This window comes from Psychrobacter maritimus, assembly GCF_904846345.1.
GTDB classification, from domain to species: domain Bacteria; phylum Pseudomonadota; class Gammaproteobacteria; order Pseudomonadales; family Moraxellaceae; genus Psychrobacter; species Psychrobacter maritimus.
On record NZ_CAJHAJ010000004.1, the window covers coordinates 94,446 to 110,309 of the forward strand.

A 15,864-nucleotide genomic window follows, 5' to 3' on the forward strand; every position below is an offset into this window, starting at 1 on the left:
TTAGAAGGAATATAAGATGTTGCAAGAGCAATGTTTGTGGAATATGACCGCACCTATTATTGATACTTACAGCCAGATGAATAGCGATACTGAAGCGACTATTTGTATCATAGGCGGCGGTTATACAGGGTTATCGGCGGCGATTCATTTGGCAGAAAAAGGCGTCAAAGTTATCCTCTTAGAGAGTCATACGATAGGCAGTGGCGGCTCCGGTAAAAGCGTAGGGCTCGTCAATGCAGGTACTTGGGCGCGCCCTGATGATTTGAATATTGCGCTAGGTGAAGCGGCAGGTGAGCGTCTAACTGAGGCCCTCGGACAAGCGCCAAGCTTAGTATTTGACTTAATCAAACGTTATAATATCGACGCACAAGCCACTCAAGCCGGTAATATCCACATGGCACATAACGCTAAAGGTGAAGTCGATGTCGATATTAGATACGAGCAACTTAGCCGCCGCGGTGCGAATGTTGAGGTATTAACCGGCAGTAAATGCCATGAGTATTGTGGTACTAAAAATATCAATAAGGCACTACTCGATCACCGTGCTGGTACCATCAATCCCTTGGCTTATGTCAGAGGACTGGCCAAAGTGGCAAAAGATCTTGGCGTCACTATTTATGAGCATTCCGCTGTTGAAGCCTTAGAAAAGGTGGATGGCTATTGGTATGCAAGGACTTCTAAAGCGCGCGTGAAATCTGAGCGCGTCATTATTGCGACCAACGCTTATACCGAAGGCGAGTGGACAGAAATCAAAAAGACCTTTTATCTGGTTTATTACTATCAGATTGCATCTGAGCCGCTCAGCGGAGAGGCGGCAGATCGTATTTTGCCATACAAAACAGGGGCATGGGATACACGCTTGGCCTTGTCTAGCTTTCGCCGTGATAACGATGATCGCCTATTATTGGGAACGGTGGGTGGTACACAGCTTAAACCAAAATCCTTTTATCAATCATGGGCCAATGCGGTGCAAAAAAGCTATTATCCAGATTTGCCAGCATTTAAGTGGCAGTATGAGTGGACTGGTAGCTTTGGCTTTACGCAAGATCATATTTTTCGAGTCATGGAGCCCGCTGAGGGTTTGCTGACCGCAACCGCTTATAACGGTCGCGGCATTACCACAGGCACACTAATGGGTAAGTGCTTTGCCGATTATATAATGACCGGTAATAGAGACAGTATTCCCTTACCATTTAAGACTTTAGAAGAGGCAAAAGTTTCTTTTGGAAGCATTAAGTCTGGCTTTACTGAGCTGGGATTGACTTTGTATCATGCGGGTCAATGCCTAAGAATTATTGGGTAGGGAATTTGGACAGGAAATAATGACACGCCTTAGTCTGATAGAAATGTTGAACTTTGCCTAAACCGCTAAGTAAGTTTAGGCAGTATTTTCCTTTAAATTGAATCGGCTATTCATTTTTCATGTTGAATCGATTATCCCTAAATAAAACCGTTCTCGTGAGTGGACGACACTTCTGCAAACAGCCAATCACGAAAGGCTTTAAGCGTTGCCATATGGGCAGATTCCGCTTGATAAACGACGTAATAAGCCAGTGGCGAGCTAAAGGTAATTTCAGGAAATAATCGTACCAAGCGTCCGGCAGCGACATCATCACGTGCCATCACACTACGCGCCAACGCAACCCCATGACCATTGATGACCGCTTGGAGCACCGCTGCTGAGTTATTGATTTGCATCCCTCGCGAGGTATCTACTTTGGCGAGCGTAGCATTGATTAAACTTGCTTGTACAAGCCAATCATCCCACGAAGGAAAACCGATAAAACCATCCATGGAGCGGTCATGGATGAGCATTTCTTGGGTCAAATCAAGCGCGTTTTTTCCTTGTAATAATTGCGCCGAGCAAACCGGATAAATCTCCTCTTCCATCAGCTTTTCGCTAACTAATCCTGCCCAAACTCCAGCACCATAGCGCACGCCGATATCGACGTCTTGGATGGCAAAGTCGATTGATTTAGCGCTGGTATCAAGCCTTACATCGATATCTGGTTGCAAGCTTTGGAATCGATCGATACGCGGTAACAGCCATTTAGCGGCAAAGGCAGGGCTGACCGTCACCGTGAGTACGCCGCTATTTGAGCCTGCTTGTAACTGTGCCAATCCTTGTGCCAAGCTGTCTAAGCCTGCCCGAATATGAGGCAATGCCAGCTCGACTGTTTTGGTGGGAATTAAGCGCGATTTGCCGCTAGGTTTGCGATAAAAAAGCGGTAAGCCTACCGCATCCTCTAAGCTACGTACCAGTTGACCGACGGCAGCAGGAGTCACGTTTAGCTCGTCTGCCGCCGCAGAAAAACTTTGATGACGGGCGCTTGCTTCCAAGGCACGTAGGGCGTTTAAATGTACGGCTTTCTTCATAGTGGCAAACATTTTCTTTTAGAGAGATGAATATTATCTCGTTTGTCAGCCGATGTAAATCAGCGGATAATTGACGGCATCAAACCTTATCTTTGGAAAACATTCTATGCTTATCAATGCAGATTTTACCTGCCGTGCTTCATTAGCGCCCGAACACTATCAATGGGTGTCATCACCGCAAAATGGCGTCGAGCGCGTGATGCTCGACCGCGTCGGCGCAGAAAAAGCCCGTGCCACCAGTATCGTGCGCTATGCCCCTGACTCTTATTTCCCCCATCATTTGCACCCGGGCGGCGAAGAGATTTTGGTGTTGTCGGGTACTTTTTCGGTAGATAATATCGATTATCCAGCGGGTTGGTACTTACGCAATCCACCAAACTCTGGTCATCAGCCTTATAGTAAAGAGGGCGCGGTTATTTTTGTCAAACTTTGGCAAATGCCAGCAGCAGAGGCGCGTTATGTCGCCATCGATACCAATGATGCGGCAAATTGGCAAAAACAAGGCAATCGTGATGTCTGTCATTTATTCTCAGACGACAGCGAGCAGGTCAGCTTACAACGCTTAGATGCTAATGAGGTGCTATTTACTGAAGCTATCAAAGGCGGCGCTGAGATATTAGTGCTAGACGGTGAATTGATAGACGGCGAGCTAATAGATGTCGAATTAATAGAAGAAAGGATAATAGACGACGCTCAAATTTATACTCGCGGTGGTTGGATACGCTTGCCAGTAGATGCGCTGCCACCAATAAAGGCAGGCGAGTACGGCGCTACGGTTTATCTTAAAACTGGTCATCTATCTCACATCATCGGTGCTGACGTGGAAGGAGCATAATATGCAAACAGTATCTGTAGCGATTATTGGCGGCGGCTTAAGTGGCTTGTATGCAGCTTATTTATTAGAGAAAAAAGGCGTTGATTATGTGCTGTTAGAAGCGCGTCCAACCTTGGGTGGTCGTATTGTGACAGCGCGGGCAACTGACCCAAATACTGCACAAATAATAGATAACACCAATGGCTTTGATTTGGGACCATCATGGTTTTGGCCAGAGTATCAGCAGCAGTTGGCGCGTCTGATTGATGAATTGCAGTTAGAGAGTTTTGCGCAATTCGAAGAGGGCAATATGCTGGTTGAGCACTCACCTAATGAGCCTGCTATGCGTACGCACGGCTATAAAAGTGCGCCGCCGTCTATGCGGCTTAAGGGTGGTATGGCGACATTAATTGACGCGCTCTATCAGCGTTTAGATAGCACGCGGATTTTGACCAATCAAAAAGTGCGTCAGCTGCATAATACTGGGCACTATATTGAAATCACTAGCGAAGATAAATCTGGGCAAGTGGCTGTTTGTCAGACACAGCAGTGGCAAGCGCAGCATGTGTTACTGGCGCTACCGCCTCGATTGGCAGAAGAAAGCATAACGTTCGAGCCTACTTTACCGACCAATCTTACGATACAGTGGCGAGGGACAGCCACATGGATGGCGCCGCACGCTAAGTACCTTGCTGTTTATGACAGTCCATTTTGGCAACAACAAGGATTGTCAGGCTCAGCACGCAGCGGACAAGGACCGATGGTTGAGATTCATGATGCATCGGTGGCAGATGGTAATGGGGCACTATTTGGTTTTATAGGCGTACCTGCAGCCGCACGTCAAACTGTATCTGCAGACGTATTAAAGCAGCATTGCCGTGCGCAACTGGTGCGTTTATTTGGGGCACAAGCAGAATCGCCTCAGGCTGAATATCTTAAGGACTGGGCGCAAGAGCCATTTACGGCAACCGCTGCTGATGCTAATAGTGATGGTCAGCATGCCACAGCACCTATCTCTAAAGCGCTATCTGGCATCTGGGCAAATAGTCTGACTGGTATCGGTAGCGAGTGGTCAGCGCAGTTCCCCGGTTATATCGCGGGCGCTATCGATGCAGCAAGCATCGGCGTTAAAAATTTACCTGAGTCGATAGCATAGTCAGTTCAAAATAAAAGCGCTACGTCATAGCTATGTGCGACTGTTCTAAATTTTCCTTGCTTGCTGTTATCAAGTGCCACCATATTGATACTTAATAATCTCCATCAGTCTACTTGACTTAAAACTTCAACATTCATTTCTCTGCCTATTTAGACCATGCAGCTTTATCTAAGCCAATGTGGTCTAAATCAGCCTCTTCTAAAATAGTATTTTCTAGAACAACTTTCTCTAGAATAATGTTCTATAAAACCCAGATACATACCAGCCCTTCACATTGCTGTATTATTTCTATAAAATACCGACCGTGTGGTTTCTTTTATGAGATAGATAACTTTATCCTTATAAAACTGCTTTCTAAGTTTAGGATAAATAAATAATCCCTATTTTCTTTAAGGCAGAAACCTCATATCTGCGTCTTAGCATCATGGTTGAAAGCTTATGATGCGCTTGCAAGAGTCATCATTTTTTAGGTGCTTGGCGTAAGGTATTTAGTAAAAACTGGTTATACGGCGGTAGTTGCCATCACTAGCATTGTCAAAATTGTCAGAATTATGGATGGCATAGAAAGCGGCAATAGTAGCAATAGTGGCGACAAACTTATTCTCAAACTCTTTGGTGCATGAACATCGAGATAAAAATGAAAACAGAAAATGCTTATAAACGTAAAAAACAGCCAGAAATCGTACGTCGTGCGCTGCTTGATCAGGCAGCACGCATCACGCTAGAGCAAGGGTTGTCTAAAGTCACTTTTCAAGCCGTCGCCGATGCGGTTGGGGTGACCAAAGGTGGGGTGATGCATCATTTCACCACCAAGAATGCATTGATTTTGGAAGTATTCCATGACGCGATGAAAAAGTTTGAAACAGAGGTTGATACGGCGATGGCCAAAGACCCAGTGCGTTATGGTTCGTTTACCCGTGCCTATATCAATGCCACGATTAGCTTAGGCGAAAAAGGGCAGGAAGAGTTTGATAATCAGGCAACCTTATATGTATTGATGCTGGCGGACAGCGAGCTGCGCAAGCTGTGGGCTGAGTGGTCAAATGAGCAATTAGACAAGCATAAACCAACTGATAATACCGAAACGCTATGCATGGTGCGTCTGGTCGCTGATGGTATTTGGCTCTCTGATTTTTCCGGCATTAATATATCCGATAAAAAATCATTACGTGAGCGTTTGCTAAAAATGACCCAGCCTGAACATGAATAAAACGCTAGTTTTGCTTTGATTTAAACACAATACTTTAAACACAGCGCTTTAAGCGTTTATTAAAGAAATGCTTAAAGAAAAAATTTTAGAAATAAACGAGATAAATTTATTTTAAATACTTAACCCATGACGACATTATTTGCTATTGGCTTTTTTATAAAGCCTTTACCAGTCGTCGATAGGAGAACCTATGACAGATTCAAACATAAGCAACCCAAACAACTTAAAAGACATCATCGATTTAGAGCAAATACAAACCGCTTATATTAACGGTCGTTATTTGGCGGTCGATGAATCATTAGCGACATTTGAAGATATTAATCCGGCGACAGGTGAGGTGCTCGCCACCATTCAGCAAACGACCGATGAGCAGATTAATGAAGCGGTAAAAGTGGCGCAACAAGGTCAAAAAGTGTGGGCAGCGATGACAGCGGTTGAGCGCAGTCGCATTCTGCTAAACGCGGTTGCGATATTGCGCGAACGCAATGATGTACTGGCATTGCTCGAAACCAAAGATACGGGTAAAGCGCTTTCTGAAACCAAATATGTTGATATCGTCACCGGTGCCGATGTCGTTGAGTATTATGCCGGTCTTGCACCAATGCTTGAAGGTCGTCAGATTCCGCTGCGTGATAGCAGCTTTGTTTATACCCGCCGCGAGCCGCTCGGCGTGGTCGCAGGTATCGGCGCGTGGAACTATCCGATTCAAATCGCGATGTGGAAGGCAGCGCCAGCATTGGCTGCTGGTAATGCAATGATTTTTAAACCCTCAGAAGTCACGCCGTTAACAGCACTAAAACTGGCAGAAATATTTACCGAAGCAGGCTTACCAGACGGCGTCTTTAACGTTGTGCAAGGGGATTATAAAGTTGGCGAAGCGCTAACCCAGCATCCTGATATCGCTAAAGTATCGTTTACGGGCGGCGTACCAACGGGTAAAAAAGTCATGTCTAGTGCGGCATCATCGTCGCTTAAAGACGTGACCTTAGAGCTTGGTGGTAAATCGCCATTAATCATATTTGATGATGCAGACATCGATACCGCTGCTGATATTGCCATGATGGCAAACTTCTATAGTACCGGTCAGGTTTGTACCAATGGCACGCGCGTCTTTATCCCCAAAGCCTTACAAGCCAAGTTTGAAGAAGCTATTTTAGCGCGCGTCGAGCGTATCAAGTTAGGCAATCCGCTGGACGAGAGCATCAACATGGGGCCATTGGTCAGCTTCCCACATATGGACAGAGTGCTTGGCTATATCGAGCAAGGTAAAGCGGGCGGCGCGCGTCTATTGACTGGCGGTGAACGTATCACGGCAGGCGAGCTTGCCAATGGCGCATTCGTTGCACCGACTGTGTTTACGGATTGCAGCGATGATATGAGCATAGTACGTGAGGAAATATTTGGTCCCGTGATGTCGATATTGACGTACGAGACCGAAGAAGAAGTCATTCGCCGCGCCAATGATACCGAGTATGGCTTGGCAGCAGGAGTGGTAACCGCTGATTTGACCCGAGCGCATCGAGTAATCGGTCAGATTGAAGCGGGTATTTGCTGGTTAAATACGTGGGGTGAGTCACCCGCGCAAATGCCAGTGGGCGGTTATAAGCATTCTGGTATTGGCCGCGAAAATGGCATTGAAGCCCTTGAGCATTATACGCAGACCAAATCTATCCAAGTAGAGCTTGGTAAGTTTGAATCAGTATTTTAAGCAGTTGTATTGTAAAAATTTTTAAAACAGTCAGGTTGGCGTATTAGGACTCATTTGTCCTTTTGGCACCGCCTTACTGATATGAAATGATGGATTTTTTTAATATTATGGAGCGTTTTATGACATCAACCACACCTGAATATGACTACATCATCGTCGGCGCAGGCTCAGCAGGAAATGTGCTGGCCACCCGCTTGACCGAAGATGCCAACATTAAGGTGTTGCTGTTAGAGGCGGGTCGTCCGGACCATCGCTTAGACTTTCGCACGCAGATGCCAGCGGCGCTCGCGATGCCGTTACAAGGAACCACTTATAACTGGGGTTATAAAACCGATCCCGAACCTTATATGAATAACCGCGTCATGGACTGTAGTCGCGGTAAAGGACTTGGCGGCTCATCATTGATTAATGGGATGTGCTATATCCGTGGCAATGCGCTTGATTTTGACGATTGGGCCAAAATAAAAGGCTTAGAGGATTGGACTTATTCAGACTGCCTACCTTATTTTAAAAAGTTAGAAAATTGTGACGCTGGCGAGAATGATTATCATGGTGTCGGTGGTCCGGTTGAAATGACCACCTCCAAGCCAGGAGTCAATCCGCTGTTTGAAGCCATGATTGAAGCGGGCGTGCAAGCTGGCTACGCGAGCACGGATGACCTAAATGGTTATCAGCAAGAAGGCTTTGGGCCAATGGATCGCTTTGTCACACCAAATGGACGCCGCGCATCAACGGCGCGTGGTTATCTTGACCGTGCCAAACCGCGTAGCAATATCACTATTTTAACTGGCGCATTGACTGATGTGATTCTCTTTGATGGTAAGCGTGCTGTCGGTGTCAAAGTCGCCCATCAAGGTCAAATCAAAAAATTCTATGCGTCTCGTGAAGTGATTGTTTCATCGGGTGCGATTGCCTCGCCGCAACTGCTACAGCGTTCAGGGATTGGTCCTGGTCAATGGCTTAAAGATGTGGGCGTGACTGAAATTCTAGATTTACCGGGCGTCGGTAATAACCTACAAGACCATTTAGAGCTGTATATGCAGTATGAATGTAAGCTACCGGTCTCAATTGCGCCAGCCAATAAATGGTGGAATAAGCCAGCAATTGGTGCGGAATGGTTGTTTAATGGCACCGGACTTGGGGCGTCAAATCAGTTTGAGGGTGGCGGCTTTATCCGTACCGATGAGAAATTTACCCATCCTAATATTCAGTATCATTTCTTGCCGTTAGCGGTGCGTTACGATGGTCGCAGCGCGGTGAAAGCGCATAGCTTCCAAGCGCATGTGGGCTCATTGCGCTCCCCAAGTCGTGGTCGCGTTAAGCTGACCTCGAAAGACCCAAGCTTGCATCCAAGTATCTTATTTAACTATATGTCGCATGAGCAAGACTGGCAAGAGTTCCGCGCCGCCATGCGTATCACCCGTGAGATTATGCATCAGCCAGCGCTTGACCCTTATCGTGGTCGAGCCATTGCGCCGACCGATGATTTGGTGACCGATGCGCAGTTGGACGAATATGTCCGTAACCATAGTGAGACGGCTTATCATCCATCATGTACTTGTGCGATGGGCGAAGGCAATGATTCGGTGGTCAATGGCGAAGGGCTGGTACACGGTATCGATGGCTTGCGCGTCGTCGATGCGTCGATTATGCCAAATATCATCAGTGGTAATCTAAACGCGACCACTATTATGCTCGCCGAAAAAATCGTCGATAAGATGAAAGGTAAGCAATTACCACGCTCGAAGGTAGATTATTACGTTGCCAATGGCGCACCGCTCAGAGCCGAGCCGATGCGCGATTACAGTTTTGTTGTTTAAATGGCTGTCTAAACGACGGCATAAGCTATTGGGCAATAAACAATATAAGACCATTTCAAAAAAGAAGGCCTTTCACAGTAAAGGTCTTTTTTATCAGCGCTTATGTTAAGTAGACAGGGCTTTTATGGCGACCTCTGTTTAGCATTTGCTTTGCTATTTTAATAACAGTTTATATCTAGCAAATTTTATTTATTGGTACTGCTTTGTGCGTCATGCGGTGATACGTATTTTATGTGACTATTAGTCATAAAACTATTAGTCATAAAACTATGCAGTCATAAGACTATGACGGACAAAGCAATATCAGACCCTGTTTAATTTACCTATTGAGGTCTTTTATGTACAGCTCGCCATCAGAAGATGCGACGAAACCCCTGACTCTAAATAAGACGGTTTTTTTAGGTTCAGCTATTATTTCTATTTTATTGATCATCTGGACGATTGTGTTTCCAGATTATAGTGAGACATTATTAAGCTCAAGCATGGCATGGGTATCAGAGAGTTTTGGCTGGTATTATATGCTGGTGGTTGCCGCTTATAGTATTTTTGCTTTGTTTGTTGGTTTTTCTAAATACGGTGATATCAAGCTTGGGCAAGACCATGAAAAAGCCCAGTTCCCGTTTTTAGCATGGGCGGCGATGCTGTTCTCCGCGGGTATCGGGATTGATTTACTCTTCTTTGGTGCCTCTGAGCCGTTGATGCATTACCTAACGCCGCATACGGGACTCGAGCCTGCCAGTGCCGAAGCCATGCGTGAAGCACTGTCGCAAACCTTTTTACACTGGGGTCTTCATGGTTGGGGCATTTATGCCTTAATCGGGATGGCATTGGCCTATTTTGCTTATCGTAAAAATATGCCACTCGCTCTACGTTCACCGCTGACCCCTATCTTTGGTGAGCGCTTAATCAAAGGCTGGCTTGGTGATGGTATTGATACCTTTGGCGTCGTCTGTACCTTGATGGGTATTGCCACCAGTTTAGGTATTGGGGTATTGCAGGCTAATGCCGGCTTGACTCATGTATTCGGTATCGAATCTAGCAAAATGGTGCAGAGCCTGATTATCTTAGGCGTGGTTATTGCTGCCGCTATTTCTGCCATGACCGGCGTTGAAAAAGGCGTACGCCGTTTATCCGAATTTAATATGCTGTCGTCGATATTGCTACTATTGGCCATATTAGTACTGGGTAATACCGTTTATTTACTCAATACCTTTACCCAAAATATTGGTCAATACTTTCAGACTATTGTTTTTAAAACCTTTGATGTCTATGCTTATGATGGTACGGCTGGTGCTGACTGGAAGTCAGGTTGGACGATATTTTTCTGGGCATGGTGGGTTGCTTGGGCACCCTTTGTAGGATTATTTATCGCGCGTATTAGCCGTGGTCGTACTTTGCGAGAGTTTGTATTTGGCGTGATGTTTATTCCACTTGGTTTCATCTTTGCATGGTTCTCTATCTTTGGTAATTCAGCGATAGATTTGGTCGCCAATGGTGCCACTGAGCTTGGTGAAATCGCCGTTAATGACGCGGCGATGGGTATGTTTGCCTTGTTTGAATACTTCCCTTATAGCGATGCTTTTTCATTGGCAGGTGTGGTAATTGGCCTGATATTTTTTGTGACGTCTGCTGACTCAGGCGCTTTAGTACTTGCGAACCTAAGCTCAAGAGGTATGACCAATGATACCGACGCACCTGTTTGGTTACGCCTATTTTGGGCAGCAGCCACGGGCTTGATTACTTTAGGCTTACTGTTTGCGGGTGGTTTCGCCTCGCTACAATCGGTGTCTGTGATTGCCGGTTTGCCGTTCTCACTTATTTTAGTGCTTTACATGATGGCTATGTGGAAGTCATTAAAAGAAGAGGGCAATAAGCGCAAAGCCAGTACCGTTGGCACAGCAAACGTGCTCGATAGTGGTAAAGGTTGGAAGGCGCGCTTGCAACGTATCGTCAGTTTCCCAAGCCATAAACAAGTCGAACGCTTTTTACAAACGGTCGTTAAACCTGCCATGATTGAAGTTGAAAAAGAGCTAAAAGATGGTGGCCTTAAGACGGCATTGGATATCCGAAATCTGGCCAGTATCGGTAAAGATATAGACGCTGGAATGGATGAAGATGACGGTCAGATAGATGGGGTAAAACTGCGCGTCGGTCATGGTGATGAAGATGACTTTATTTATGAAGTCAATCTCATCAAAGCTGAGCGACCGAACTTTACGCTCAACACTTCAAGCAAGCAGGCCGAGTTTTATTACCGCGCTGAGGTATTTTTAAGTGATGGCTCGCAAGAGTATGACTTGGTTGGCTATACCAAAGAGCAAGTGCTGGTCGATATTCTGCATCAGTACGAATGTCATATGCAGTATCTGCATTTAGAACGTTAATTCATTTATTAAATCATTCATCAAACGCTAGTATATGGCGTGCTAGATTTTAGATATCTGATGCACAATTTGGCAAAAGATAACCCCATAAGTTGCATTCAGCTTATGGGGTTTTTTATATGAATTGGATCAATAAATAATAAGCTTAATGATAAATTTAGTGATAAATCTAGTAATAAGTGATTGGGCGACAGTAGTTGTCGCACAGCTTTTTTAGCCTCTTTATTTTCATAAGGTTTTATATTATAGTTATTGAGTCAGGCAAAAATAACATGGCAAACAGTTAACCCCCGGGGCGCAACGCTTCACTTTTTAACTGAGTTGTCTTTAGCAAGCATTTTTAATGATGTCCTTGGAACAGTGTTATTTTGGTTTACTCCTAAACCACTTCGCCTGTACAAATCCAAACCCCAAAAAACATATTGATTGATAATCAGAAAGACTGAACAGAAAAAAGCTCGTTGATTTTAATTTTTTAAGCGTAATAACGATAAAAAAAGCAGCTTTACGATAATGACCAGCTACGGCTAAACAATTAGAAAAAATACCGAATCCTACATTCTAAAACCGATTAACTTACTTAAATTATAGCTAATGACGTCATTTTACAAAATGGCGAATAGACTCGGCTGGCTTAAAATTACGCTTAATAAACCCCAAAAAATAAGAAAACAGTACGAAAAACAATACGAAAAATACTGCAACGAACAAACCAAAATCAAAATAATAAGGATATGACAATGACAAAGTTAACCTATCAATTTGAGCAAAAACGCATAGACAATATGCAGTGGTCGGATGGCGCAAAACTGTCTGGAATAACGGCACTGGCGAGTGATGAGAAAGAGCGGGTACGAAACAGCCCATTGTTTTATCTTGAGACGGTTTCGATAAATAATTATGAAGATGATGTGTATTTTGTCAATAATACCGATGATACCTTGAGCTTTGTCGCGCCGTTTAGGCTGTGCCGAAACATAAATGATGCAAGAGCTAAGCTTGGTGATGTCAGTGCTGAGAACGTAGAAAAAGTAAAGCTTTATAGCGATGATATAGACCGTTTATACACGGATGTTTTACCGAAGCAAGGGGTGCGTATTGGCAGTATGCATATCATTTATGATAGCGATGCGTTGATGCAATGGTTTATCAATGTGCCTTATAAGGGCGTTGATACGCATTATGGCATTTGGCGCTTTAACGTAGTCAAGAAGGGCGGTATTGGCGGGTCTTACCCATTGCTTTTGCAGGACTTTAGCAAGCCCTCAAATGTGGTCAGTAGCGATTGTGTGACTGAGCGTGATGAGATGCCGATAGAGCCTTTGCTCTATGAGGAGCGCTGCTCGATGTTAGGGCAATTTATCGAACAGTATGGCGTGGCTGACGCCATATTTATCTTGGCCATTAATGATGTGCTCTATCGCTATTGTGTGGGCTGGAGTGCGCCCTACAATGAGTCGGATATTCAGGCAAAAGATATTGCGCGTAAATTAACAGAGCAAAAGCCAAAAGATACTGAGGCGGTAAAAGCCATTGTCCAAGCCGTTTACGATTTTTGGTTTAACAAAGGTTTTGCAAAAAATATCTCAATGCAGGCTTGTGAGGAGATTTTGAGTTTATACCAAGCGCAGATTGCCAGTCAAAAAGCGGTTTAATTTATAAGCCAAATTAATAACAATAACTCTAAAGAATAATGAAAAAAGGAGAGAGCTATGATGTTTCCTATTGAAAATAACGATACGTTTTTACTGTTTTTTCATGGTCTTGATTCAAGTAATGAAACCAGTAAATACACTTGTATCACACGGGAGCCGAAATATTGTCAAACGGTCAATTACCGCGAAAATTTTGCAGAAATGTTTGAGATTTACGATGCTTTAATTCAAAAAAAGATGCAAGAATATCCACGCGTGGTATTGGCAGGGCATTCGCTTGGTGGTTGGTTTGCCAATCATTTTGCTCATAAATATAACTTACGCGCGCTCTTGATTGCGCCTTGTATTTATCCAAGTGACGTTTTAGCGGACCGTATTCCGGCAGTGGCTGATATGAAACTGTCTTTTCCGACATCAAACACTGAGATGGTACGAGTTATGGTGGAAGTCGACGATGAAAGTTTGGATGTGGCGGTCGCTAGACGAACCTTGGTTAATCTGCCTGAAAGCTGGGAAGTCGATTATTTCGAAGGCGGTCATCACCGTATCGCTCGCAGTAGTGATATTTGGTATCACTTGGTTCATTTGTGTGAAGACCCTATTGTTTGGATGGATGAAGCGACGTATCATGGTGAAGATTAGGATATTTCTTTAAAAAAGAAGCATTGATATCAGTATTTATTTTCTATGAGCTGATGTGCTATCATTATTAAACGATCTAATCATTTATCGTGGGTTTAACAGTTTTGTCGTTACCAATTGCTATTGCAAATTATCATGATTGCAATGGGTGGTGGCGTACAAACCTTGCAACTTCCAGCACGATATAAAACAATCCTGGTAAAGCGCATGAGCCTGTACTCCGACATCCTCATTTGTGCCTGATTTTATACTTTTTCGTCGGAGTTATAGGAATCTAAGGTCTTCACTATCATGAGCCAATCTGCCAATCCATCCAAATATACTCGCCGTTATCATCCTCGTCATCCTTTAGCACAATATGCAATCACTCAAATAGACACCCTCGAGCTGTGCGCGCAAGATATTGTCAAGGCTATGGGTTATTCTATTAAGTACACGATTCCTGCCTGTGATCGTTTGCGTCATGTATTGTCTAATAAACATCTTGGTCTTGATGGCAGCTATATGGATAAATGCTTTACCGCCGATGAGTTTTTAGCCAAGCTGTTTTTGGTACTAGAATTGCCTTATGAGCGCTTTGCCGAAGATATTGCCCAGATTAAATATGAGTTGGCGCATTGTCCTCAGCCGCAACCTCGATATCGCTTACAAGCCGATGTCGATTATAAATTTACTGGCGGCGCAAATTGGATGTCGCGTTGGGGAGTCTCGTTCTTAGAGCAGGTACGTTTGCCAAGTGGATTTGCTAAATTGGATGAAGCTGCGCGTAAGGCAGTGATTAAACAAGGTATCCGCGAGCATTATCGGCAGCATGATGGTCAACTGCCTTATGATGGGATTATTAAAGGCTATCGCTTGATTGTTGAGCAGCAAGATGAAGTGGTCGATAAAATAGAATATGGATTGCCAAAATCTAGCAGTGTTTAATAGCCTAAGCATTATTAATTTATAATTTTAGACAATCACCTTTACAATGCTTTAGGTTAAACGTCAGATTAAACACAGGCCTCACTACTATGAAAAGTCGTGAGGCTTTTTTTTATTGGTTAACTATTACTATTAAATTGAGCGAACGTTTTTTAAGCGGGCTCGCCACCATATCCTTAAACATCAAACCTAGCCTTGAGAGCAAGCACTAGCATTGTTATCATGAGTAGGTGAGGGTATGGCCATGACCACAGCTAAAATACGCACATACCTTAGCCATAAAACGCTAGCTTTTATGTTTAAAATTATTAATCTCAATTTAAATTTCAATTTAATGGCGAATCCTACCTATGACTTCCTCTTATCCGTGTCTGTACTCTTTTCGTCGCTGCCCTTATGCCATGCGCGCCCGCCTTGGCATATTGTTTGCCGAGCTGCAGGTAGAGCTGCGCGAGATAACGCTAAAAAATAAGCCGCCGCAGATGCTAGCGATTAGCCCAAAAGGTACGGTACCTGTGCTGCAGCTTTTGGATGGCACGGTGATTGAAGAGAGTAGAGAGATAATGATATGGGCGCTTGAGCAGCAAGATCCGCAAGGATTGCTTAATGATGCAGCTTTACATGAGGCGAATGTATTGATTGATAAAAACGACAACGAATTTAAACATTGGCTCGATCGCTATAAATATGCCGACCGTCATCTCCAGATGAGCCAAACAGAGTATCGACAGAAGGGTGAAGTACTTTTACAGCTTTTAGAGGAATTACTAACTAAAAATCCTTATTTGTTAGGGAAGGGTATCACGCTTGCTGATATTGGGATTATGCCTTTTGTCCGTCAATTTGCTCATGTAAATCGCGATGTTTTTTACAACCTCCCTTATCCAAATTTGCAGCGTTGGCTACAAGATTGGCTTCAGCATCCACTTTTTTTGCAAGCGATGACCAAGTTTCAGCCGTGGCAAGATGGGGATGAGGTGGTGGTTTTTCCTTTGTCTTCAATAAGCTAAGATTTAGTCTGACTGTGATAGTTACTAACTCCGTGCTGTAAGTAAGTTGGAAGTGTAAGGCTTATGAGATTTAGCCCCTTTTTTAGCTAAATCATAATATTAAACCACATCTCATTTCTATTCGCTCTTTGGTCATTGCTCATGGATAAGCCATATCATCTA

At 44.1% G+C, this 15,864-nt stretch carries 12 protein-coding genes; 11 read left to right on the forward strand and 1 reads right to left on the reverse strand.

Annotated features, from left to right (window positions below):
- Positions 1-16 precede the first annotated feature (16 nt).
- The gene (locus JMX50_RS06955) at positions 17-1,303 is read left to right on the forward strand and encodes an NAD(P)/FAD-dependent oxidoreductase (RefSeq protein ID WP_201628985.1); all 1,287 of its coding nucleotides are present in this window, start codon (positions 17-19) and stop codon (positions 1,301-1,303) included.
- Between the two features lie 137 nt (positions 1,304-1,440).
- Here JMX50_RS06955 and JMX50_RS06960 read toward each other — a convergent pair whose 3' ends face one another.
- A complete protein-coding gene (locus JMX50_RS06960; RefSeq protein WP_201628986.1) occupies positions 1,441-2,376 on the reverse strand; it encodes a LysR substrate-binding domain-containing protein in 936 nt (311 codons plus the stop codon).
- 106 nt (positions 2,377-2,482) lie between these two features.
- Between JMX50_RS06960 and JMX50_RS06965 the strand changes: the two genes are divergently transcribed.
- From JMX50_RS06965 to JMX50_RS07010, 10 genes are all read left to right on the forward strand, one after another.
- Positions 2,483-3,211 carry a cupin domain-containing protein gene (locus tag JMX50_RS06965; protein ID WP_201628988.1) on the forward strand — a complete coding sequence of 243 codons (729 nt, stop codon included), beginning with the start codon at positions 2,483-2,485 and terminating at the stop codon, positions 3,209-3,211.
- A 1-nt stretch (position 3,212) separates the two neighbouring features.
- On the forward strand, positions 3,213-4,346 hold the full coding sequence (locus JMX50_RS06970; RefSeq protein WP_201628990.1) for a flavin monoamine oxidase family protein: 1,134 nt from the start codon (positions 3,213-3,215) through the stop codon (positions 4,344-4,346).
- A 637-nt stretch (positions 4,347-4,983) separates the two neighbouring features.
- A complete protein-coding gene (locus tag JMX50_RS06975; protein WP_201624570.1) occupies positions 4,984-5,556 on the forward strand; it encodes a TetR/AcrR family transcriptional regulator in 573 nt (190 codons plus the stop codon).
- Between the two features lie 190 nt (positions 5,557-5,746).
- Complete coding sequence (gene betB / locus JMX50_RS06980; protein WP_227670958.1) at positions 5,747-7,264, forward strand: betaine-aldehyde dehydrogenase; 1,518 nt, start codon at positions 5,747-5,749, stop codon at positions 7,262-7,264.
- Between the two features lie 119 nt (positions 7,265-7,383).
- Entirely contained in the window at positions 7,384-9,084 is a 1,701-nt protein-coding gene (gene betA / locus JMX50_RS06985; RefSeq protein ID WP_201628992.1) for a choline dehydrogenase, read from the forward strand.
- A gap of 338 nt (positions 9,085-9,422) precedes the next feature.
- Positions 9,423-11,468, forward strand: coding sequence for a choline BCCT transporter BetT (gene betT, locus JMX50_RS06990; protein ID WP_201628994.1), 2,046 nt, complete (start codon positions 9,423-9,425; stop codon positions 11,466-11,468).
- A 740-nt stretch (positions 11,469-12,208) separates the two neighbouring features.
- Positions 12,209-13,123, forward strand: coding sequence for a hypothetical protein (locus JMX50_RS06995; protein WP_201628995.1), 915 nt, complete (start codon positions 12,209-12,211; stop codon positions 13,121-13,123).
- Positions 13,124-13,180: 57 nt separating this feature from the next.
- Positions 13,181-13,765: an alpha/beta hydrolase gene (locus JMX50_RS07000; RefSeq protein WP_201628996.1), complete on the forward strand. Its 585-nt coding sequence runs from the start codon at positions 13,181-13,183 to the stop codon at positions 13,763-13,765.
- Between the two features lie 291 nt (positions 13,766-14,056).
- Positions 14,057-14,692 carry a hypothetical protein gene (locus tag JMX50_RS07005; protein ID WP_201620280.1) on the forward strand — a complete coding sequence of 212 codons (636 nt, stop codon included), beginning with the start codon at positions 14,057-14,059 and terminating at the stop codon, positions 14,690-14,692.
- A gap of 350 nt (positions 14,693-15,042) precedes the next feature.
- A complete protein-coding gene (locus JMX50_RS07010; protein ID WP_201628997.1) occupies positions 15,043-15,702 on the forward strand; it encodes a glutathione S-transferase in 660 nt (219 codons plus the stop codon).
- Positions 15,703-15,864: the final 162 nt, after the last annotated feature.

Excerpts from the sequence above, each read along its gene's own strand:
- JMX50_RS06960 (WP_201628986.1), bottom strand. The coding sequence starts at position 2,376 with ATGAAGAAAGCCGTACATTTAAACGCCCTACGTGCCTTGGAAGCAAGC.
- betA (WP_201628992.1), top strand. The coding sequence starts at position 7,384 with ATGACATCAACCACACCTGAATATGACTACATCATCGTCGGCGCAGGC.
- JMX50_RS07010 (WP_201628997.1), top strand. The coding sequence starts at position 15,043 with ATGACTTCCTCTTATCCGTGTCTGTACTCTTTTCGTCGCTGCCCTTAT.
- JMX50_RS07000 (WP_201628996.1), top strand. The coding sequence starts at position 13,181 with ATGATGTTTCCTATTGAAAATAACGATACGTTTTTACTGTTTTTTCAT.
- JMX50_RS06995 (WP_201628995.1), top strand. The coding sequence starts at position 12,209 with ATGACAAAGTTAACCTATCAATTTGAGCAAAAACGCATAGACAATATG.
- JMX50_RS07005 (WP_201620280.1), top strand. The coding sequence starts at position 14,057 with ATGAGCCAATCTGCCAATCCATCCAAATATACTCGCCGTTATCATCCT.
- JMX50_RS06965 (WP_201628988.1), top strand. The coding sequence starts at position 2,483 with ATGCTTATCAATGCAGATTTTACCTGCCGTGCTTCATTAGCGCCCGAA.
- JMX50_RS06970 (WP_201628990.1), top strand. The coding sequence starts at position 3,213 with ATGCAAACAGTATCTGTAGCGATTATTGGCGGCGGCTTAAGTGGCTTG.
- JMX50_RS06975 (WP_201624570.1), top strand. The coding sequence starts at position 4,984 with ATGAAAACAGAAAATGCTTATAAACGTAAAAAACAGCCAGAAATCGTA.
- betT (WP_201628994.1), top strand. The coding sequence starts at position 9,423 with ATGTACAGCTCGCCATCAGAAGATGCGACGAAACCCCTGACTCTAAAT.
- JMX50_RS06955 (WP_201628985.1), top strand. The coding sequence starts at position 17 with ATGTTGCAAGAGCAATGTTTGTGGAATATGACCGCACCTATTATTGAT.
- betB (WP_227670958.1), top strand. The coding sequence starts at position 5,747 with ATGACAGATTCAAACATAAGCAACCCAAACAACTTAAAAGACATCATC.